Annotated in this window: 21 protein-coding genes and 2 pseudogenes; 3 read left to right on the forward strand and 20 right to left on the reverse strand. The window is 64.6% G+C overall.

Annotated elements, in window-relative coordinates; translation table 11 throughout:
* Positions 1-39 precede the first annotated feature (39 nt).
* From IVA87_RS30010 to IVA87_RS30060, 11 genes and pseudogenes are all read right to left on the reverse strand, one after another.
* Positions 40-369, reverse strand: coding sequence for a hypothetical protein (locus IVA87_RS30010; RefSeq protein ID WP_247299502.1), 330 nt, complete (start codon positions 367-369; stop codon positions 40-42).
* A 101-nt stretch (positions 370-470) separates the two neighbouring features.
* Positions 471-1187 carry an MgtC/SapB family protein gene (locus IVA87_RS30015; protein ID WP_247336543.1) on the reverse strand — a complete coding sequence of 239 codons (717 nt, stop codon included), beginning with the start codon at positions 1185-1187 and terminating at the stop codon, positions 471-473.
* A 30-nt stretch (positions 1188-1217) separates the two neighbouring features.
* On the reverse strand, positions 1218-2237 hold the full coding sequence (locus IVA87_RS30020) for a WD40 repeat domain-containing protein (RefSeq protein ID WP_247299182.1): 1020 nt from the start codon (positions 2235-2237) through the stop codon (positions 1218-1220).
* Positions 2237-3262 (reverse strand): GTP-binding protein, encoded by a 1026-nt coding sequence (locus tag IVA87_RS30025; RefSeq protein ID WP_247299180.1) that lies wholly within the window; start codon positions 3260-3262, stop codon positions 2237-2239. The genes IVA87_RS30020 and IVA87_RS30025 overlap by 1 nt, the downstream gene beginning before the upstream one ends.
* 54 nt (positions 3263-3316) lie before the next feature.
* Positions 3317-4180: a zinc ABC transporter substrate-binding protein gene (locus IVA87_RS30030; protein WP_247299179.1), complete on the reverse strand. Its 864-nt coding sequence runs from the start codon at positions 4178-4180 to the stop codon at positions 3317-3319.
* Positions 4181-4182: 2 nt separating this feature from the next.
* Positions 4183-5052: a metal ABC transporter permease gene (locus IVA87_RS30035; RefSeq protein WP_247299177.1), complete on the reverse strand. Its 870-nt coding sequence runs from the start codon at positions 5050-5052 to the stop codon at positions 4183-4185.
* A gap of 6 nt (positions 5053-5058) precedes the next feature.
* Complete coding sequence (locus tag IVA87_RS30040; RefSeq protein ID WP_247299175.1) at positions 5059-5814, reverse strand: ABC transporter ATP-binding protein; 756 nt, start codon at positions 5812-5814, stop codon at positions 5059-5061.
* Positions 5815-5816: 2 nt separating this feature from the next.
* Positions 5817-6041: a hypothetical protein gene (locus IVA87_RS30045; RefSeq protein ID WP_247299173.1), complete on the reverse strand. Its 225-nt coding sequence runs from the start codon at positions 6039-6041 to the stop codon at positions 5817-5819.
* A gap of 43 nt (positions 6042-6084) precedes the next feature.
* Positions 6085-6584 (reverse strand): annotated as a pseudogene (locus IVA87_RS30050) (hypothetical protein).
* A pseudogene (locus IVA87_RS30055) lies at positions 6581-7161 on the reverse strand (permease). Before IVA87_RS30055 ends, IVA87_RS30050 begins: the two co-directional pseudogenes overlap by 4 nt.
* 273 nt (positions 7162-7434) lie before the next feature.
* The gene (locus tag IVA87_RS30060; RefSeq protein ID WP_027573470.1) at positions 7435-8031 is read right to left on the reverse strand and encodes a superoxide dismutase; all 597 of its coding nucleotides are present in this window, start codon (positions 8029-8031) and stop codon (positions 7435-7437) included.
* A gap of 232 nt (positions 8032-8263) precedes the next feature.
* Between IVA87_RS30060 and IVA87_RS30065 the strand changes: the two genes are divergently transcribed.
* The 3 genes from IVA87_RS30065 to IVA87_RS30075 all read left to right on the forward strand — a co-directional run bounded on the left by IVA87_RS30065 (position 8264) and on the right by IVA87_RS30075 (position 10801).
* The gene (locus IVA87_RS30065; RefSeq protein WP_247336546.1) at positions 8264-8791 is read left to right on the forward strand and encodes a GNAT family N-acetyltransferase; all 528 of its coding nucleotides are present in this window, start codon (positions 8264-8266) and stop codon (positions 8789-8791) included.
* 80 nt (positions 8792-8871) lie between these two features.
* Positions 8872-10257, forward strand: coding sequence for an MATE family efflux transporter (locus tag IVA87_RS30070; RefSeq protein ID WP_247299500.1), 1386 nt, complete (start codon positions 8872-8874; stop codon positions 10255-10257).
* Between the two features lie 109 nt (positions 10258-10366).
* Positions 10367-10801, forward strand: a complete 435-nt coding sequence (locus IVA87_RS30075; RefSeq protein WP_247299168.1) for a DUF2147 domain-containing protein — start codon at positions 10367-10369, stop codon at positions 10799-10801.
* Positions 10802-10805: 4 nt separating this feature from the next.
* On the opposite strand, the gene IVA87_RS30080 is transcribed toward IVA87_RS30075, so the two are convergent.
* The 9 genes from IVA87_RS30080 to htpG all read right to left on the reverse strand — a co-directional run bounded on the left by IVA87_RS30080 (position 10806) and on the right by htpG (position 19715).
* Complete coding sequence (locus IVA87_RS30080; protein ID WP_247336549.1) at positions 10806-11951, reverse strand: DUF3095 domain-containing protein; 1146 nt, start codon at positions 11949-11951, stop codon at positions 10806-10808.
* A 320-nt stretch (positions 11952-12271) separates the two neighbouring features.
* Positions 12272-12481 (reverse strand): hypothetical protein, encoded by a 210-nt coding sequence (locus IVA87_RS30085; protein WP_247299164.1) that lies wholly within the window; start codon positions 12479-12481, stop codon positions 12272-12274.
* Between the two features lie 127 nt (positions 12482-12608).
* Positions 12609-13331, reverse strand: a complete 723-nt coding sequence (locus IVA87_RS30090; RefSeq protein WP_247299162.1) for an SDR family NAD(P)-dependent oxidoreductase — start codon at positions 13329-13331, stop codon at positions 12609-12611.
* Positions 13324-14706, reverse strand: a complete 1383-nt coding sequence (locus tag IVA87_RS30095; RefSeq protein ID WP_247336552.1) for a fatty acid--CoA ligase family protein — start codon at positions 14704-14706, stop codon at positions 13324-13326. The genes IVA87_RS30090 and IVA87_RS30095 overlap by 8 nt, the downstream gene beginning before the upstream one ends.
* On the reverse strand, positions 14693-14938 hold the full coding sequence (locus tag IVA87_RS30100; protein WP_015688794.1) for an acyl carrier protein: 246 nt from the start codon (positions 14936-14938) through the stop codon (positions 14693-14695). Before IVA87_RS30100 ends, IVA87_RS30095 begins: the two co-directional genes overlap by 14 nt.
* Before the next feature lie 146 nt (positions 14939-15084).
* Positions 15085-16899, reverse strand: coding sequence for a long-chain-acyl-CoA synthetase (locus IVA87_RS30105; RefSeq protein WP_247299159.1), 1815 nt, complete (start codon positions 16897-16899; stop codon positions 15085-15087).
* 235 nt (positions 16900-17134) lie between these two features.
* Positions 17135-17404, reverse strand: a complete 270-nt coding sequence (locus IVA87_RS30110) for a DUF3551 domain-containing protein (RefSeq protein WP_247299158.1) — start codon at positions 17402-17404, stop codon at positions 17135-17137.
* A 34-nt stretch (positions 17405-17438) separates the two neighbouring features.
* A complete protein-coding gene (locus tag IVA87_RS30115) occupies positions 17439-17717 on the reverse strand; it encodes a DUF3551 domain-containing protein (RefSeq protein WP_247299156.1) in 279 nt (92 codons plus the stop codon).
* Positions 17718-17837: 120 nt separating this feature from the next.
* Entirely contained in the window at positions 17838-19715 is a 1878-nt protein-coding gene (htpG, locus tag IVA87_RS30120) for a molecular chaperone HtpG (RefSeq protein WP_247299154.1), read from the reverse strand.
* Between the last annotated feature and the right edge of the window lie 55 nt (positions 19716-19770).

The raw sequence follows: 19770 nt of genomic DNA on the forward strand, positions 1-19770 counted from the left end.
CCGGGACAAGCCCACCCGTGACGCCGCAACTGGCTGTCGTTATTTCTCTTTGATCGGCGGCGCGATCTTCTCCGCAGGCGCGGCCGGCAGCGCGGGCTTGGTCGCCGCGCCTTGCGTCTGGGATTCGGGCCGTGCGGGCTCGGGAGCCGGCGTGGTCGGGCGATCACCGCCGGGCTTGGACTCCGCAGGCGTCTTGCCCTGATCGTCCGAAGGAGTGCCCTGGAGCGGTGGCGTTGCCTGCGCCATCTGCATCCGGTTCTCGGCGCGAATCTGCGCCAGCGACAGGCCCGACACCACGACGCCCGCGGCGAACAGCGTGCAGGCGATCATCAGGTCGAGTTTCAGTCTGCGCTTGTCATTGCCTGTCATGTCGATCACCGCGTTTGTCCACGGGACCAACGAAATGGCCGCGCGCGGGTTCCGCGCTTGGCCGGGCGGGAACTGCACCCCTGCGCGCTAAAACGCCGCGCTTAATCCGTGGTGCTGACTTCCCAGGTGGCGTGGCGCACGCCCGGAAGGTGCTGGAGATCCGTCGCGACCGCGTTCAGCTCGTTCGGATCGACCGCGGTCGCTACCAGCTTTGCGACGATCTCCAGGATGTCCTCGCCGATCTCTACCAGGTCGATATCAGCGACCGAATATTTCGCGGCTTCCAACCTCTCGACGAGGCGGTCGCGCATGTCAGGCAGAGCGTCGGCCGCCACCGCCAGCTTGAAGTAATAGGTCGCCTCCAGTGCCCGCTCATTCAGCGGAATGCGGTTGATGGCATTGACCAGCGGACGCAGCAGTGTGTTTCCGGCAATGACGAACACGGTCAGCGCCGCGGCCTGCGCGACCATGTCGGCCCCGGCGCAGGAGCCGACCGCGGCGGAGGCCCACAGCGTCGCGGCCGTATTGAGCCCGCGCACGTCCATGCCCTGCTTCATAATGACACCGGCGCCGAGGAAGCCGATGCCGGAGACGACGTAGGAGATCACCCGCACCGCGCCGGCGGCGCCATCCAGATGCATGGCGAGATCGACAAAGGCGGCGGCGCCGACCGCGACCAGCACGTTGGTGCGCAGGCCCGCGGTGCGCTGGCGGTACTGCCGCTCGGCGCCGATCAGCGTCCCCAGCACGAAGGCCGTAAACAGGCTGATCAGCGTGTCTGCGAAATCGGCAATTTGGAATGTCGTCAGAAACCGCATGGCCCCCTATACGGCCGGGACCATGACAGATTAAAGCTCCAGCAGGCCGCCGTCCCCATTTTCATCCGCAAACGCCAGCAGCGTGCCTTTGGCGTTCCAGGCGAGCGCGGCCACCGGTGGCGTGCCGTTGCGGCGGACCAGGATCTCCGCGCCGTCCTCCAGCCGCACCATCAGCACGGTGCCGTCGCTGTAGCCGGCGGCAAGGATATCGTTCTTGGGGTGGCAGGCCACCACGGACACGCGGGCCTGCAGCGGCGCGAGCATGGCCGGCTCCTTGCCCATCGGACCGTCCTTGCTGGCGAACGGCCACAGGATGACGGCGTCGGCGCCCGAGGTCGCCAGGGCCTTGCCGCCGGCGCTCCAGGACATCGAGCGGACGCGGCCGGGATAGCCGGTCATGCGCATGTGCCTGTTATCGGCGAGCCGCCAGCCGTGCAGCGCCGCCTCGTGCATCGCGGTGACCAGGAACTTGTTGTCCGGGCTGAAGGTGACGGCGAGATGCGAGCCGGCCCACGGCAGGAATTCGGCTGTGGCAGCCATGTTGGGAAACCACAACGTCGCGCCGTTGTAATGTGCGATCGCAAGCCGCAGGCCTTTTGGCGCGAAGGCAAGCCCGCCGACGGTCGAGGGCACCTCGATCGACTTCTCCTCGTTCTTGCCGCTCTTGACGTTCGCCGTCTTGCCGGCCGACCAGGCTAAGGCGCCATCTGGATGCAGCGCCACCGCATCGATCCAGCGCCGTTTGGGGTCGGTGGCGAGCAGCGTCACCTCCCCCTTGGCATCGAGGGAGACGACCTTGCCGTCGTCGCCGCCCATGACGAGGCGCTTGCCGTCGGAGGCGGTCGAGAGAATGCCGCCGCTGTGCACGGCGACCGTGCTGATCTCGCCCTTGGGGTCGACCAGCGCGACTTTCTCCTCGCCGCCGACGAAGGCGGCCCGATCGGCGAGGAAATGCGCCGAGGTCACGCCCATGCCGAGCGCGATCGGCTTGACGCGGTCGGTGACGGAGACGATCGAGGCGGACTCGGGAGCCGGCGTAAACTCTTTCATCACGAGACGATGCAGCTCTCAAAACCCTTGCGGATGGCCTCTTCCGGCAGTTCGCGGCCGATGAAGACGAGGCGGCTCTCGCGCGGCTCACCCTCCTTCCACTTCCGCTGGTGGTTGCCCTCCAGCATCATGTGGACGCCCTGGAAGACGTAGCGGTCATCGTCATCGTGGAAGGCGAGGATGCCCTTGGAGCGCAGGATCTTGCCGCCCTCGACCTGCACCAGGTTCTGAAGCCAGGGCATGAACACGTTCGGATCGAGCGGCTTGTCGGTTTTCAACGACAGCGACTGCATGTCCTCGTCGTGGTAGTGCTTCAGGCCATGGCCGTGATCATGGTGATGATGATCATGGTCGTGATCATGATCATCGGCCTCAAGGAAATCCGGCTCGATGTCGAGGATGCGGTCGAGGTCGAACGCGCCGCGATCGAGCACGTCAGCTAGCGCCACCGAACAGCGCTCGGTGCGATGCAGCTTCGCATAGGGATTGATGGCGCGGATGCGTGCCTCGACCTCCGCGAGCTCGCCCTTGTTGACGAGATCGGTCTTGTTCAGCACGATCACGTCGGCGAACGCGATCTGGTTCTTCGCCTCGGGCGCGTCCTTCAGCCTGTCGGACAACCACTTTGCATCGGCGACCGTCACCACTGCGTCGAGCCGCGCGTTTTTCTGCACGTCCTCGTCGACGAAGAAGGTCTGGGCGACGGGCGCGGGATCGGCAAGGCCCGTGGTCTCGACGATGATGGCGTCGAACTTTCCCTTGCGCTTCATCAAGCCGTCCATGATGCGCACGAGGTCGCCGCGCACGGTGCAGCAGATGCAACCGTTGTTCATCTCGAACACTTCCTCATCGGCGCCGATGATAAGATCGTTGTCGATGCCGATCTCGCCGAATTCGTTGACGATGACAGCGTATTTCTTGCCGTGGTTTTCCGACAGGATGCGGTTCAAAAGCGTAGTCTTGCCGGCACCGAGATAGCCGGTCAGGACGGTCACGGGAATTTTTGGGGAGGTCACTTCAGACATAACAACTCCGGACTTCGGGCTTTCGCGCGACGCGAGGCGGGGTGGCCCCCTGCCCTAATGGTCAAGCGCGCTGATCAGGCTCTTTATATTGTGCCTGACCATGTCAATGTAAGTGGGTGCAGGCCCCTTTTCGCCGGTTAAACCGTCGGAAATCAGGGTCCCGCCGACCTTTGCGCCGGTCTCGGCCGCGATCCGCCGGATCAGCCGGTCGTCGCTGATATTTTCCAGGAATACAGCCGGGATTTTTTGGGCCTTGATCTGGCCGATGATCGCGGCGATGTCGCGCGCGCTGGGCTCGGTCTCGGTGGAGACGCCCAAGGGGGCGATGAACTGGATACCGTATTCGGCGGAAAAATAGCCGAAGGCGTCGTGGGTGGAGATCACCTTGCGCCGCTCCAGTGGGATTCTCGCCACGGCTTCGCGGACCTCACTGTCGAGAGTTTCGAGCGTTTCCAGATAGGCTTTGGCCCGGGCGCGGAAGAACGCCGCGTCATCCGGGGCAGCAGCGGCGAGCGCATTGGCGATGTCGGTGACGTAGATCTTGGCATTGGGGATGGACTGCCAGGCGTGCGGATCTGCGGCCGAACCCAATTTCAGGGGCGTGATACCGGCGCTTGCAGTCACGACCGTCGCCTTGCTGCCCGAGGACTGCACGAGCCGCGGCAGCCATCCCTCGAGGCCGAGCCCGTTGACGACGACGAGCTTTGCATCGGCGATCCGCTTCGCATCGCTCGGCGCAGGCGTGTAGACGTGGACGTCGCTGTCGGCGCCGACCAGCGTGGTCAGATTGATCCTGTTACCGCCGACATTGCGGACGAAATCGGCCAGGATCGAGAAGCTCGCAACCACGTTGAGCCGCTCGGCGGCGTGCAGCGGCGAGGCGATCAGCAACAGCACGCAAAGCAGGATGAGCCGCATCGTCACGCTTCCAGATGCCGGCCGGGAAACAATTGCCGGACGATGCCGCCAACGCGGCCGAACAGGACGGAGGCCACGTAGAGCACCGTCGCCACCAGAATGATCGCAGGGCCCGACGGCACTCGGGTCTGGAACGACAGCACAAGGCCGGCATAACCCGAGACCGCGGCAGCAATCACGGCGATGCAGATCATGGCGGTGAGATCACGCGACCAGAATCGCGCAATGCCGGCCGGCAGGATCATGAGGCCGACCGCAAGCAGCGTGCCGAGCGCCTGAAAGCCGTTGACGAGGTTGATCACGACGAGCGCGAGGAAGGCGAGATGCGCAGGGCCCCCGGCGCGGCTCACCGTGCGCAGGAACAAGGGATCGACGCTCTCGATCACCAGCGGGCGGTAGATCACCGCCAGCACGAGCAGCGTCACAGTGGCGTTGAAGGCCACCACCAGCAGCGTCTGGTCGTCCATGGCGAGAATGTTGCCGAACAGCACATGCAACAGGTCGATATTGGTGCCCTTGATCGAGACGATGGTGACGCCGAGCGCCAGCGAGGCCAGATAGAAGGTGGCCAGCGAAGCGTCCTCCTTCAGCCCGGTCGAGCGCGCGACCACACCGGCGAGGATCGCGACCGCAAAGCCGGCGATCAGGCCGCCGGCGGTCATCGCGAACAGGTTGAGCCCGGAGAGCAGGAAGCCGACGGCGGCGCCCGGCAGGATCGCATGTGCCATGGCATCGCCGACGAGGCTCATCCGCCGCAGCATCAGGAACACGCCGATCGGCGCGCCTGCCAGCGACAGTGCGATCACGGCGGCGAGTGCCCGCCGCATGAACTCGAATTCGGTGAACGGACCGATCAGCGCGTCATAGGTCATTTGCAATCACGCCGCCTGCGACCGCCCGTCGTCGCCCGCGCAGGCCGCCGCGCTGTCGTCGAAAGCCTCGCACATCCGCATCGCGACCATCAGGTTTTCCGGCGTCAGCACCTCGGCCGTCGGCCCCCAGGCCACGGGGCCGCGCGCCAGCACCAGTGTCTCGCTGAAATGGGTACGCACCATCTCCATGTCGTGCAGCGCGGCCAGCACGGTGCGGCCCTCGGTGTGCCAATCCTTCACCAGCGCGAGCAGATCGGCCGTGGTCTTGCTGTCGATGGCGTTGAAAGGCTCGTCGAGCACGATCAGGCTCGCGTCCTGAAGCAGCACCCGGGCAAACAGCACGCGCTGCATCTGGCCGCCGGAGAGCGTGCCGATCGGACGGTTCTCGAAACCGTTGAGGCCAACGGCGGCGATTGCGCGCAGGATTTTGTCCCGCGCAGCCTTGCCGATGCCGCCGAACAGGCCGGTCCCGCGCCACAGCCCGGTGCCGACGAAATCGAACACCGAGATCGGAAAGCTGCGGTCGATCTCGGCGCTCTGCGGCAGGTAGGCGATGTCCCTGCTGTCGAGGCCGCCCAGATGGATGCTGCCGTCGAGCGGCTTGAGGATGCCGACGATGCCGCGCAGCAGCGTCGACTTGCCGGCGCCGTTCGGGCCGATCACTGCGACGAGCGCGCCGGATGCGACCTCGCCATTGAGATGGTGCACTGCCGGATGCCGGTCATAGCCGAGCGTGACATTGTGGAAGTGTAGCGCCGCCATGGTCACCTCATCGCCAGAAAGACCATGCCCCAGAGCACCGCGCAGACGGCGAGCGCGGCCGCGAGGCGGCCGGCCATGGTCATGCGCAGGATCGACCACGGGGCCGCCTGGGCCGGATGCGGCGAAGCGGGATCATGGACATGGGCATGGGTGTGGTCGTGCCCGTGCGAATGCACGTGGTCGTGGGAGTGGTCGTGGTGACGGGCGTGAGACACGGCGGGAACCATGGCAGGACGTTATATTATAACATTTCGTCTGTCCACGCCGGGCTCAAGGCTTGCCGATCAGCATGGCGATGGCGGCCGCCACGAACGGGAACGGCATCGATACGGCGCAGCGGAACCAGACGAAACGGGCCGGCATGAACGGGATCTCCACAGGATCACCCTTTGGAACGCGAACAGGGCCCAGGCAACGACATAGGCAACCACCTGGGGCACCCCGCCGCCCGACTTCAGCGCCACCGTGCCGATGGAGAAGCCGATGACAGGTCCGCCCGGCGTGGCGGCACCGGCGACCACAGCAGATGCGACCCCGAGCCAACCGCTGTCCGGCCCGAGCCAGCCGGTGATCACCTCCTGCGGGATGATGGCGGCGATGTAGCCGGCGCCGATCACTCCCAGCGCGATCCGCGGCACGATGTTGATGAAGTCCATCGAGCCTTCGCGCAGCGAAGCCTTGAACACGGCAGGGCCGCGGCGGAAGGCGATCAGGCCGACGCCGAACACCGAACTCCACAACAAGATGTCGATCAGAAACGCGGCGCTCACGTCTCGTCATCCTTCGTGATCGGCTCGGATAGAGCCGGACATAGACGAAGCGGCCGAGCGCGCCGGCAAGCACCGGCAGCGGCAGCGAGATCACGATCCGCCACAGCGTGAAATCGGTGCCCATGATCGGGATTTCCCACGCCACAGCCCGACCGTAGCCGATCAGGGTCCAACTCACGACCATGGCGATGGTGGCTCCGAAATCGGCGCCGACCGCGAGCAGCGCGCTCGCGACCGGATAGGCGGTGAAGGGACCGCCCGGCAGGATCGCGCCGAAGGCGGTGCCGATCAGAAGCCCCATCAGGCCGGATTTCGGCCCGAGCGAGCGCGAGACTTTTTCATGCGGCAGGATCTCCGAGATGAAGGCGCCGAGCAGACAGCCGGCCAGCACGCGCGGCAGGATGCCGCCGAATAGCGAAAGGTCGTGTGTGAGAATGTCGAGAACACCGCCCGTGCCGTCACGCCGCCAGACCAGAGCGGCGCTCACCACCACCAGCGGCTTGCGCACACGCCCAGGCCGCGGCTCGGAGTCCGCGTCCTCGGCAGACGCCGGGTCTTTCGGGGAAGGTTCTGACAAACGGGCTTGGGTCGGATCGAGGGGATGCCCGTCCTGATTAGGGGCGCCGTCCTCACGATGCAAACATTAGCGCGGCGGGCGCGTTGCGTGCCCTGCGCAGGGCCATGCGAGACGCCAACGAATTCCGCAGAGCAGACGAATTCCGCACAGCAAAAAGGCGGCCGCGCATGCGACCGCCTTGTCTGTCATTCCGGGACGCACGAAGTGCGAACCCGGAATCTCGAGATTCCGGGTCTGGTGCTGGCGCACCATCCCGGATAACGAGGTGAGACCTTACGCCTTCTCAAACAGGGACTCGACGTATTCCCAGTTCACGAGGTTCTCGACGAACGCCTTGAGATAGTCCGGACGGCGGTTGCGATAGTCGATGTAGTAGGAGTGCTCCCAGACGTCGCAGCCGAGGATCGGGGTGGCGCCGTGCACCAGCGGATTCTCGCCGTTCGGGGTCTTGGAGATCTCAAGCTTGCCGTTCTTGACCTGGAGCCAGCACCAGCCGGAGCCGAACTGGCCGACGCCGGCCGCCTGGAAGTCGGTCTTGAACTTCTCGAAGCCGCCGAGGTCCTCGTTGATCTTCTTCTCGAGCTTGCCCGGCAGCTTGGTGCCGCCGCCATTGGGCTTCATCCAGCTCCAGAAATGAATGTGATTGTAGTGCTGGCCGGCATTGTTGAACACCGCGGGGTTCTTGCCGAACGAGCCCTTGACGATCTCTTCAAGGGATTTGCCTTCCCATTCGGTCCCCTTGAGCGCGTTGTTGCCGTTGGTGACGTAGGCCTGATGATGCTTGTCGTGATGATATTCCAGCGTCTCCTTCGACATGTACTGGCCGAGGGCGTCATAGGCGTAAGGGAGGGGGGGCAGCGTAAAGGTCATGGCTTCTTGTCCGCAACTGGTGGGGAACGAGTTCTAACGGTCACCCCTTATAGAAGGTTCCGTCGCCGTTAAATACCGCCAATTTGCGAATATGCGTGAGGCGGACGCTTGGCACGATTGCAAAAATCGTCGCAGCACGGGCATTCGCACGGCTGGGTGCCCTGGTACAAAATATCATTGCCTTTGAGGCGCTTATCGCAGAACGAATGCTTCGACCGCGAAAGAGAAAGTCATGAGCATCGAAATCGACATTCTGAACGGCGACGCCTCGTGGCCGATCGCGGAGCCGCTGCACCAGGCGGTCTGGGGCCCGCACATGGTTGCGGATAAGCCCTGGGCTTATGTCAAATGGGCCAATGCCGATCTCCGCGTGCTGATCGAAACGCCCGAGGATGGTCTCGTCTGCCATGTCGGCGTCTACTTCCGAACCGTCACCTGGAACGGGCAGAAGGTCCATGTCGGCGGCATCGGCGGCGTCTGCACCCGCGAGGACCGGCGCGGCCGCGGCTATGCCACCATGGCGATGGACGCAGCGGTGCACACCATGCGCGCCAACGAGGCGGTGCGCTTCGCGCTGTTGTTCTGCGAGCCGCACAATTTCGCGTTCTACGAGGCACGCAGATGGCAGCCCTTCAAGGGCGAGGTCTATTGCGAGCAGCCGGAGGGCCGAATCCGCTTCGACTACATGGCACCCTACGTCTTCGACATCGTCCGCGCGCCGACGCTGGGCACCATCGACCTATGCGGCCTGCCGTGGTGAGCCCTGCGTGAGCGAGGGCTGCGCCGGCCGCCTCACGCCTATAATATGTCAGCCATCATTTAAAATCCCGCCCGGTGAACATGACGATCGACGCCTCTGCAGACGCCGTCCCGCCGATTGCGCCGGTCGTCTCCCCCATCGCCAGCCTGCTGACGGCGCCGATCCTGCCGACATTGCTGCGGCTCGCGATCCCCAACATGATCGCGATGGTCGGCAGCACGCTGGTTGCGATCGCCGAGACCTCCTATATCGGCCGGCTCGGCACGATCCCGCTCGCCGCGATCGCGCTGGTGTTTCCATTCGCAATGCTGACGCAGATGATGAGCGCGGGCGCGATGGGTGGTGGCGTCTCCTCCGCGATCAGCCGCGCGCTCGGGGCGGGAGATCGCGACCGCGCCGCGACGCTCGCGCTGCATGCGGCCATCATCGGCCTCTGCGGCGGGCTGTTCTTCACAGTGATGATGCTCGTGTTCGGCCGCTCGTTCTTTGCGCTGCTCGGGGGCCGCGAGCGCGTGCTCGAGGAGGCCAGCGGCTATTCGCAGGTGCTGTTCTCCGGCGCGGTCGCGATCTGGCTCGTCAACACGCTGGCCTCGGCGATCCGCGGCACCGGCGACATGCGTCTGCCTTCGATGACGCTGATCGGGGCGAGCGTGCTCCAGGTCGCGCTCGGCGGCACGCTGGGCCTCGGCCTGTTCGGCGTGAAGCAGTTCGGCATGCCGGGCGTCGCGAGCGGCCAACTGATCGCGTTCAGCTGCGCCGCGGTCTTTTTGCTCTGGTATCTCTTGTCCGGCCGCAGCCGGTTGCAGCTCGACGTCCGCGCCTTCCATTTCGACCGGGCGATGTTCCTGGACATTCTCAAGGTGGGCGCGGTGGCCTGCCTGTCGCCGCTCCAGACCGTGCTCACCATTCTGATCTTCACAAAAATCCTCGCGACCTTCGGCACCGAGATGCTGGCCGGCTACGGCATCGGGTCGCGGCTGGAATTCCTGCTGATCCCGATCACCTTCGCCTTCGGCATCGCATCGGTGCCGATGGTCGGCATGGCGATCGGTGCCGGACATTTGAAGCGCGCGCGGCGCGTGGCCTGGACCGCGGCCGCCGCCTCCGGGCTCACGGTCGGCCTGATCGGCCTCGTGATCGCGCTCGATCCGTCGCTATGGGTCGCGCTCTTCACACGGGATCCCGGCGTAACCGCCGCTGCCTACAGCTATTTCTACTGGGCAGGTCCGGCTTTCGTGTTCTTCGGCATGGGCGTATCGTTGTATTTCTCCTCACAAGGCGCGGCGCGCGTCGGCGGGCCCGTGCTCGCCTCCACGGCGCGGCTCCTGATCGTCGCGGTCGGCGGCGTCAGCCTCATGATGGTGCAGGCGCCGGCCTGGACCTTGTTCGCTCTGGTCGGCGGCGCCATGGTCGTGTTCGGGCTGTCGACTGCCGCCTCGGTCGCCTTCGTGCGCTGGGGCAAATGAGCGCAGGCGAATAGGCGCAGGCAATAAGCGCGGGAATGTGATTCTATCCAGCGTTGCACTATCCTGCCGGCCTGCTATGGGAGGCGCCTTCATTTTCGGGGCACTCTCCATGTTCAGCAAATTCGCGCTTCCCTTCGTCGTCCTGGCTGCACTGCTTGGCGCAACGAGCGCCCAGGCGCAGAGCGCCGACGGCACGTGGCTCACCCAGGCAGGCGATGCGCGCGTGAAGATCAGCAGATGCGGCGGTGGCATCTGCGGCCACATCGTCTGGCTGCGCGAACCCTATGACACCGCGACCGGCCAGGCCGCGACCGACAGCAAGAATCCCAATCCCGCGCTCGCGAGGCGTCCGATGATCGGCCTGCCATTGTTCAGCGACATGCAGCCGTCAGCTCCGAACAAATGGTCGGGCCAGATCTACAATGCCGATGACGGCAGCACCTATGCGAGCAGCGTCACGGTGACTGGCGCGGATTCGTTGCGGGTCGAAGGCTGCGTCGGCGCACTCTGCGGCGGCGAGACCTGGACGCGCGCGGGACGCTAGCGGTTCACGCCACCATCGCCTTCAACGCCGTGGCAGCCGAAGCATAGCCGCCCCGCGCGCCGTCGATGAAATGGACGTGATCACTGCGCAGCGCCGAGGGCGTGAAGCAGGTCATCATCGCCGCGTCCTGCTGGTAGAGGCCGTAGCGCACGATGCCATCGCGCGCGGCCGCAGCGAGACGATCGCTCAGCGCGCGTTCGAGCTCGGCCGTGCAGTCGAGGATCATGCGCAGTCCGTCGTCATATTTCCTGAAGTCCGAGTTCTCGACCACCTGACGCTTGTAGACGCTTGGCACGAAGCCGCCGACCTTGATGTCGAAGCGCATGATCAGATAGGCGAACAACGTGTAGGCCAGGACGGTGGCGCGGCGCACGAGCAGAGGGCCGCCGCGCTTGGTGCGGGCTTCATAATCCAGCCCCTGCGGCGGCCATTTCAGCGGCGGCCCCTGCGCAGGCACTGGACGGCCGCCATCCGGACTGCGCTCGACGAGATGGATGACGTCCTCGATCACCTTGCGGAAAGCCAGCGGGTCAGCGCCGCGCGCCGGCATCACCAGCACCGACAGAATCAATCCGCGTGACGCAGGCATTACCTCGAAGCGGCAGGACAGGCCGGAGAGATCGGGCTGCGTATCGTTTGGCGCTTCAGCCACCGCGAACTCGCCGCGCTTCATCGCGGCGTCCGCCCAGGCCAGGCCGCCGCCGGAGAACATCGCATGGGACAGGTTCGCCGACGGACCGAAGCGTGCGACGCGTACGTCGAGGCCCTGCGCACGGATGGCACTGACCGGCACCAGGGCGACGCGCATCTTCAGATCGAGCTCCTCCCGTACCCAGGTCGCGGTTGCCGCCAGCGCGTCGCGGGCAAGTTCGAGATCGTGAGGCGCGACCGCAAAGCTCGCTCCATCGCCGCCGAACACGAAAGGGAATTCGCGCCCCTCCAACGCGTTCGTCACCGCCGCGATCACGGCGGCGCCGGCCATGTTGACCGCTTTGTAGCGCTGCGCCGCGATCGCCTTGGTGGAATCGACGATGTCGGCAACGCCGATGCTCCAATTGTCCGGCAGCGGCGAATACAGCACCGGATCCATCAGGCTGGTGAAACCGCGGAAGACCGGAATGCCGCTGTAAAAGGATTCGCCTGATGTCATCGGGAGATGCCGGATGGTTGGGATGGCACGTTGCAAAACAGGTACGCGGCAGGACCGATCCGGGTTCGCCGGCCGGTCTCGCCGCGACGTCCCGATCATTGGTCAAATGGAGCTGAACAACAAGCTCGCACCGCGATGCAATGCCGCACTTTGATCGACATCAACAGCGCATCGCAAATAGTGTTTACTCTTGATCTATCGAAAATGAGCCGTACGCCGGCATACGGGCCTCGACCGCAATCGGTGAAGATGCCGGAAAGGCTGACCGCCACCGTCGCTGATTGATTTGCCGAAGACCTTGAAGCACCGGACGTGAGCGGCTAGTGCAGCTTCTCGTCCTGACGCTTGCGCAAGACATCGAGAGAGGCGTCATGACAGCCGATCAGATGCACGAATTGCTGCGGATACATCTCATGGCCGTTGCCACCGGAATTCTGATGCGTCATCGGCGGACAATGGCCGTCATCGGACGTCGCGCGGGATTGCTCCGTCTGGCCCTGATTTGAAGCGGTCATGTCAGGCATGGTCATGGACTGCTCCCCCTGTCGGTTAGGGCAGATCGATTGACGTAACCCAACCGGTTGCGAGCATCTTACGACCACGTCCGGTGAATTGAAATTGGGCCGGATCAACTCTACGGCGGCAGCGGAGTTCCACTTAGGCCGTATTCCCCGCGTCGATCGTGAACACGGTGCCAGTGACGTTGCGCCCGCCCTCGCCGAGCAGATATTCCACCATGCGCGCGACGTCCTCGGTCTCCGGCAGGCGGCGCAGCGCGCTGCGGCCGGCGATCCGCTTGCGTCCCTCGTCGGAGAGATTGTGCGTCAGCTCCGTGTCGATGAAGCCCGGCGCGATCGCGTTCACGGTGATGCCGAGCTTGCCGACCTCGCGCGCCAGCGAGCGGGTGAAGCCGGTGGCGGCGGCCTTGGTGGCGCCATAGACCGAGAGGCCGTTATAGCCGGTGGTCGCGATGATGGATGAGATGTTGATGATGCGGCCGGCGCCATCGGCCATCATCTGCCGCGCCACGTATTTGGTGAGGATGATCGGCGACAGCACGTTGAGCTGCACCAGCGCCGCAATCTCGGAATTGTGCATGGTCGCGAGCAGGCCTTCGGTGCCGAGGCCGGCATTGTTGACGAGGCCGTAGATCGGGCCGAATTCGTCGCGGATGAGCTTTGCGAACGCCGGGATCGCATCGATCACGGCGAGATCGCAGGCGCGGAAATGCAGGCGTGCTTCGGACGCCGCGATCCCGGCCTTGAGCTCCTCGCTCTCGCGCCGTGCGGCCGCAATCACGTTGAAGCCTGCGCCGGCGAGGCGCCTTGCAATCGCAAGGCCGATGCCGCGGCTGCCGCCGGTGACCAGAACGTTATGCATCGGTGCGCGCCAGTTTGCCGGCCGGAGTGACATCGAGCGCCTCGACGAAGCGGATGACCGCCGGCACCTTGTGTGAGGCGAATTGCGCGCGGCACTGATCCAGAATCTGGTCGCGGATCTCTTTCGTGCGCGCAGGATCGCAGCCGTCGGCGAGAATCACGTCGGCGACAACGATGCCGCCGGTGATCGGGCTGCGGCGGGATTTGGCCCGTGACATCCGCACGTCGGGATGGCGGTTGATCACGGCCTCGATCTCCTCGGGGTGAACCTTCAGCCCGCCGATATTGATGATGCCGCCGCGGCGGCCGATGAAATAATAGCGATCGCCGCGCAACTCAACGATGTCGCCGCTGTCGACAAAGCCGTCCGCGTCGGTGAGCGCGGCAGCGTCGCGGCCAATGTAAGCATGTGCGGTGCGCGTCGAGCGAATGCGCAGCGAGCCGTCGACCACCTTCATCTCGACGCCATTGCGGTTGCCGAGATAGTTGGCCGGAAAGCCCTCAAGCCCGTCATTGACAGCAAAGCCGACGCCGGCCTCGGTCGAGGCATAGGCATGACCGACCGAGGCATTGGGAAATGCCGCCTTCAGGCCGTCCAGCACCGCCTGGTCGGCGATCTCGCCGGAGAGACGGACGTAGGCCGGCGCGAACTGTGTCGTCGAGCCGCTCATCAGGAGCTTGCGCCAGTGCGAGGGCGTGCCGGAAATATGCGATACGCCGCGCGCGTTCAGCCGCGCGACGTGATCGGCCAACGCCTCATGCGGATCCGACAGTACCATGGAGCCGCCGGAGAGGATGGCGCGGAGGAAGATTTGCAGGCCGCCATAGCGGCGGATGTCGTAAAACGTCGCCCATACCGGCGCAGGCCCGCGCGGCGGACCTTCGGCGACGATCGCGCCGGTGAGAGCTTCCAGCGTATGGCCGACGATCTTTGGCACGCCCGAGGTGCCCGAGGTGAGCATCAGCCATTCCGTGGCACGTTCGGTCTTCGCCGGCGCGGCCGCTTCGAGCGGCAATTTCGCCGTGACGATGAGCGCGACACCGGTGCTGGTCCAGCCATCGTCGTCGTCGGCGACGACAGCATCGATTCCGGCATCCGCGATCAACGTGTCGAGATACGCCGGATTGAGATCGGGCGGGCACAACAGCATGCGACGGGCGATGCCGTCGAGCTCGATCATGGCAAGGCCCGACCGGAGCTGGTCGGATAGCTTGAGGAGCACGCAGCGGCCGGACAATTCGCGCAGGCAGCCACCCAGGACGGTGTGCGACAGGATGTCCGTCAGCGACACAACTTGGTGCGCGTCCGAGAGCGTGCGGCCCTTCAGCTCCGCGCCGAGATGGTCGCGAAGCGCAAAGATCTCACGCGGGGACATTTTCGTAGGCCCGCACGAAATCGCCCACGGTGGCGGGGAACGCTGCGTCCTCGGAAATGGTGAAGGGGTCGACGCCGGTCTCGTCCTCGAGGCGCGCGACCAGGATCGCGAAGGCGAGCGAGTCGAAGCCCGTCTCGTGCAGGGACAGATCGTCCGAGAGTGCGGGAAGCGTGACGTGCTGCTCCTTGGCGATCTGCTGGATCGCTTCAATGACCTTAGACCTTACCGACATGGCTGGCTCGCTTGTTGTTATCGATCGTTCGCGTTGCGGCGGCTCTTGCTGACCGCCTCCCCATCACCGCCTGTTTACCCGACAGAAGTAAATGGCTTCTTGGACAATTCAGATAAAATTGGACCTATCTGCGCATTTTCGCAGCGTTACAGCCTGATCGTGCCGTTCACGATTTGCGCATAGGCCTCGGCGTCGAGCGCGACATAGGCGCCGGATTTCGGGTCCAGCATGAACAGCGGATCCGCTATCGCGTCCGGATCGAAGCCGTCGCGCGCGAGGTCGCCCTTCTTCTGCTTGAAGGTCTCGGTCGCGTCGATCTCGCAACAGATGCGGATGAAAGCGGGGCGGGCATAGGGCGGCAGGCGCTGTCCCAGATGCGCGGGCAGCGCGGCGATGTCAAAGCCCTCGTTCACGACAAGCGCGCTCATGCCGGCGCGACCGTCAGTGCCGGGGATGCCGACACCGTAGGTGGTGGCATCGATCACGCCGGTGAAATCGCGCACGGCATCGTTCACCTCCGACGCCGCGACGTTCTCGCCCTTCCAGCGGAAGGTGTCGCCGATGCGGTCGACGAAGTGGAAGAAGCCCTTGTCGTCGAGCCGCATCAGGTCGCCGGTGCGGAACCAGGCATCGCCGCGGGCAAAGACGCCGCGCAGGATCTTCTTCTCGGTCTCGCCCGCGTCGGTGTAGCCCTCGAAACGGCCGCCGCCCTGGTCCGCGGTACCGATGCGGCCGATCGCTTCCCCGGTCTCACCGCGGGCGCAGGCGATGCAAAAGCCTTCTTCGTTGCGTAGCGGCGCGCCGCTGTCGGGGTCGAGCTTGATGAGGCTCGCGGGAAAGCGGTGCGCGAGCAGCGGTGGAATGCGGCCGATCGCGCCGGGCTGCCCCTCGACGTTGAACAGCGAGAAATTGCCTTCGGTCGCCGCATAGAATTCGAGAATGCGGGGAATGGAAAAGCGCGCCTGAAAGTCTTCCCAGATGTCGCCACGCAGGCCGTTGCCACAGACGAGCCGCAGACGATGCGCGTTCTCATATTCCGACGGCGGCGCCTTGAGCAAATAGCGGCAGAGCTCGCCAATGTACTGGAACAGCGTGCAGTCATGCCGGACGATGTCGGACCAGAAATGCGAAGCCGAAAACTTCTCCGCAATCACCACCGACCCGCCGGCAGCCAGCATGCTGCAGGGCGCGACAATGCCGCCGACCGAGTGGAACAGCGGCAGGCAATCGTAGAGCCGGTCCTGCGGCGTCGCCCCGGTGAGGCCGGCGAACCAAAAGCTCCAGTTGAGGATGCGGCGGTGGCTGATGCTGGCGGCCTTCGGCAGGCCGGTGGTGCCCGAGGTATAGATCAGCAGCGCGCGGTCATCGATGGTGACGTTGCCATATTCGTCCGGCGAGAGCGCTCCATCGTCGAACGCGGCCAGCGCCACGTCGATCGCGCGTTCGCCGCGGGCATCGCCGTGGGTCCAGACTTTTGCTTCGGTCTTCAGATACGGCGCGGCGCTATCCAGCATCCGCGTCAGCTCATGCGCAACGATGACATGCGACGGCTTTGCGACATCGATGCAATGCGCGAGCGATTGCCCAACGAGTTTGGTGTTGATCAACGCGGCCACGCCGCCGACACGGCCGATGCCGAGCCAGGCCGCGACATAGTCGATGCCGTTCGGCATGATCAGAGCAACGGTGTCGTCCTTGGCAATTCCAGCCGAGCGCGCCCAGCGCGCATAGCGGTTGATCCTCTTCGACAGACCTTCGTAGTCGAGAGTGGCCTCGTCCGTGACCAGCGCTGCGCGATCGGGCTGGCGTCGCGCCCAATCGTCGACGACGTCAGCGAACAGACGGCCCGGCAGAGTCTCGATCCGCGCGGTGAGCTCGATCGCCTTCAGCCAGATTTTCGAAGCTGAGGGCGCGCGCGCGACTTTCGGTTGCTCAATGACACTGGTGGTCATGCCGTTCATTCTCTCAGGCCGTGTGTGCTGATCCAGCAGCTTAGACCTGCGAGCCTGCCCAGATGTTAAGAGACAGGGTAAACCCGGTTAGTACGGGATTAACGCTAGTGACCCTTGATCAAGCCGGAGGGATCGGCGGCATGCCGATGGCCGAGACGATCGCTAGCGCAGGTGGTCGAGTTGCCGGGGTTCAGGAAGTGTAGCGGTAAGCCCCAGGCGAGGCGGAGCGGCGATACGCCCGGCGCTAACCGTTTAGCCTGTAACGCGGGCGCGAGGCCGGGGCGTTGACAGGATAGTACGGATTAAGGTCGCAGGTCGCGGCGCGGCCCGACGCCGTGGCGCGGCACTGCGGTATCGAGATGAAGGAACAGTCGTACCACTCCCCGCCCCCGCCGTTCGCGCCGGAATAGACGTGCATGCAGATGGGATAGCGGGGGTCGAAGGTCTGCGCATGCAGCGGCGCAGCCGCCAGCATGGCACCGAAAGTCATGATCAGGCCGAGTGAGTGGCGCATGAAGACAGTCCCCAGAGGTCGCATCGTGGAAGCGCTAGTGCACCTTCTTGTGGCGGCGGCGCGGCGGCGGCGGTTCATCGAAGGCGTAATAAGGATTGACGTCGCAGCTGGCCGAGCGGCCCGACGCCGTGGCGCGGCATTGCGGCAGCGAGGTGAACGAGCAGTCGAAATAGTCACCGCCGCCACCGGTGAAGCCGCCGGGCGTATAGACGTGCATGCACACCGGGTATCGCGGATCATAGGTCTGGGCGCCGGCATCTGACGCGCCCAGCACCGTGACGACCGCGATGAGCATCAAGATTGACAGGCGCATGGCGAAATCCTCGATTTGGTCAGGCGCGCCGGCGCGGATGCCAGCCGCCTCATATGGCATAACACCACGCAAGAGGCGACTGTTCCCAGGGACAGATGACGGCAAGGTGAGTGGAGCAAGCTAGCCGCCGAGCCCCTGCAGCACGAGACGGTTCAGCCTCGCCGCAAACGCCGCCGGATCTTCCGGCAATTCGCCGTCCAGGATCTGCGCCTGTTCGAGCAGGAGCAGACTGAGATCATCGACCACCTTCGAGCCCGCCTGCGCCTTGGTGATCGCGCCCACCATCGGATGGCGCAGATTGATCTCGAGGATCGGCTTGGTTTTCATGCCGCGATTCTGCTGCGCCAGGATGCGCTCCAGTTCGCGACTCGGGCCCTGGCTGTCGGCGACGAGACACGAGGCGGAGCTGGTGAGCCGCGTCGAGGCCTTGACGTCGCTGACGCGCTCGCCGAGCGCCGCCTTGATCACCGCGATAGTAGCGGCTTCATCCGCCTCAGGCTCATCCTTTTTCGCCTCGTCCTTGTCGTCGACGCGCGGGATCAGGTCGAGGTTGAGATCGCCCTGGCTCAGCGATTTCAGCGGCTTGCCCTCGAATTCCGAGGGCATCGAGGTCCAGAAGGCGTCGACGGGATCGGACAGCAGCAGCACCTCGATGCCGCGCGCGGTCGCGGCCTCAAGCCGCGGATTGGACTTCAGCCGCTCGATGCTGTCGCCGACGAGATAGTAGATCTCGGTCTGGTTCGGCTTGAAATCGGCGATCACCTGCTTCAGCGACCGCTTCTCACCCGACGTCGTGGTAAAGCGCGACAGCGCCAGCAGCTTTTCACGACGTTCGAAATCCTCGTAGATGCCTTCCTTCAGCACGGCGCCAAAGGCATCCCAGATCTTGGCGAAATTCTCCGGATCCTTCTCGGCGAGGCTTTCGAGCTCGGACACAACGCGGGTCGCCACGGCTTTGCGGATCTGCGCGAGCTGCGGATTGTTCTGGAGCATCTCGCGGGAGATGTTGAGCGGGAGATCCTCACTGTCGACGACGCCACGGATGAAGCGGAGATAGCCCGGCAACAGATCGGCATCATCGGTGATGAAGACGCGGCGGACGTAAAGCTTGACGCGGCCCTTGCGGTTCGGCTCGAACAGGTCGAACGGTTTCGTCGATGGCGCGAACAGCAGCACGGCGTAGGAATATCGGCCCTCGGCGCGGTAATGCAGCGTCATCGCGGGATCATCGAAGGCGGAGGCGATCTGCTGATAGGCCTTCTTGTAGTCGTCTGCGGTCAGCTCGGATTTCGAGCGCTGCCACAGCGCGCTTGCCGAATTGATCTGGCGCGGCTCGCCCTCACCAGGCACGAGCTCGATGGGAAACAGGATGTTGTCGGAATAGGCACCGACGATGCGCTCGATCTCGTAGGTCTCGAGGTATTTTTTGGCGTCGTCCTTCAGGTGCAGGACGATCTCGGTGCCGCGCGCCACGCGTGCCGCGTCCTCGTCGCTGGCACGGGCGATCTCGAACCCGGAGCCGCCGGAGGACGTCCAGCTCCAGACGTCACTCTCACCGGCACGGCGGCTGATCACGACGATCTTCTCGGCGACCATGAAGGCGGAATAGAAGCCGACACCGAACTGACCGATCAGGCCAAGGCCGTCCTTGGCTTCCTTCAGCTTCGACACGAACGCCTTGGTGCCGGAGCGGGCGATGGTGCCGAGATGATCGATCAGCTCCTGGCGCTCCATGCCGATGCCATTGTCCGCGACCGTGAGCGTTCCGGCTGTCTTGTTCGGGATGATGCGGATCTTGAGCGCGTCGCCCTCACCCAGCAGCGCCGGACTTGCGATCGCCTCGTAGCGCAGCTTGTCGCAGGCATCGGAGGCATTGGAAATGAGTTCGCGGAGGAAGATATCGGTTTCCGAATAAACAGAGTGCACCATGAGGTGCAGCAGTTCGGAAACTTCGGCCTGGAAAGGCTGCGTATGCACAGCCGTATCTAACGTCGTCATGCGCTTACCCGGTCAAATCAAAGGGAGGAACCCGGATATAGCGCGACGACACGGC

Source organism: Bradyrhizobium sp. 147, from assembly GCF_023073935.1.
GTDB lineage: Bacteria > Pseudomonadota > Alphaproteobacteria > Rhizobiales > Xanthobacteraceae > Bradyrhizobium.

Coding starts and splice junctions, on each gene's coding strand:
- IVA87_RS30070 (WP_247299500.1), top strand. CDS start 8,872: ATGACGATCGACGCCTCTGCAGACGCCGTCCCGCCGATTGCGCCGGTC.
- IVA87_RS30010 (WP_247299502.1), bottom strand. CDS start 369: ATGACAGGCAATGACAAGCGCAGACTGAAACTCGACCTGATGATCGCC.
- IVA87_RS30115 (WP_247299156.1), bottom strand. CDS start 17,717: ATGCGCCTGTCAATCTTGATGCTCATCGCGGTCGTCACGGTGCTGGGC.
- IVA87_RS30110 (WP_247299158.1), bottom strand. CDS start 17,404: ATGCGCCACTCACTCGGCCTGATCATGACTTTCGGTGCCATGCTGGCG.
- IVA87_RS30095 (WP_247336552.1), bottom strand. CDS start 14,706: ATGTCCCCGCGTGAGATCTTTGCGCTTCGCGACCATCTCGGCGCGGAG.
- IVA87_RS30090 (WP_247299162.1), bottom strand. CDS start 13,331: ATGCATAACGTTCTGGTCACCGGCGGCAGCCGCGGCATCGGCCTTGCG.
- IVA87_RS30065 (WP_247336546.1), top strand. CDS start 8,264: ATGAGCATCGAAATCGACATTCTGAACGGCGACGCCTCGTGGCCGATC.
- IVA87_RS30100 (WP_015688794.1), bottom strand. CDS start 14,938: ATGTCGGTAAGGTCTAAGGTCATTGAAGCGATCCAGCAGATCGCCAAG.
- IVA87_RS30035 (WP_247299177.1), bottom strand. CDS start 5,052: ATGACCTATGACGCGCTGATCGGTCCGTTCACCGAATTCGAGTTCATG.
- IVA87_RS30085 (WP_247299164.1), bottom strand. CDS start 12,481: ATGACCATGCCTGACATGACCGCTTCAAATCAGGGCCAGACGGAGCAA.
- IVA87_RS30025 (WP_247299180.1), bottom strand. CDS start 3,262: ATGTCTGAAGTGACCTCCCCAAAAATTCCCGTGACCGTCCTGACCGGC.
- IVA87_RS30075 (WP_247299168.1), top strand. CDS start 10,367: ATGTTCAGCAAATTCGCGCTTCCCTTCGTCGTCCTGGCTGCACTGCTT.
- htpG (WP_247299154.1), bottom strand. CDS start 19,715: ATGACGACGTTAGATACGGCTGTGCATACGCAGCCTTTCCAGGCCGAA.
- IVA87_RS30045 (WP_247299173.1), bottom strand. CDS start 6,041: ATGGTTCCCGCCGTGTCTCACGCCCGTCACCACGACCACTCCCACGAC.
- IVA87_RS30015 (WP_247336543.1), bottom strand. CDS start 1,187: ATGCGGTTTCTGACGACATTCCAAATTGCCGATTTCGCAGACACGCTG.
- IVA87_RS30020 (WP_247299182.1), bottom strand. CDS start 2,237: ATGAAAGAGTTTACGCCGGCTCCCGAGTCCGCCTCGATCGTCTCCGTC.
- IVA87_RS30040 (WP_247299175.1), bottom strand. CDS start 5,814: ATGGCGGCGCTACACTTCCACAATGTCACGCTCGGCTATGACCGGCAT.
- IVA87_RS30030 (WP_247299179.1), bottom strand. CDS start 4,180: ATGCGGCTCATCCTGCTTTGCGTGCTGTTGCTGATCGCCTCGCCGCTG.
- IVA87_RS30080 (WP_247336549.1), bottom strand. CDS start 11,951: ATGACATCAGGCGAATCCTTTTACAGCGGCATTCCGGTCTTCCGCGGT.
- IVA87_RS30060 (WP_027573470.1), bottom strand. CDS start 8,031: ATGACCTTTACGCTGCCCCCCCTCCCTTACGCCTATGACGCCCTCGGC.
- IVA87_RS30105 (WP_247299159.1), bottom strand. CDS start 16,899: ATGAACGGCATGACCACCAGTGTCATTGAGCAACCGAAAGTCGCGCGC.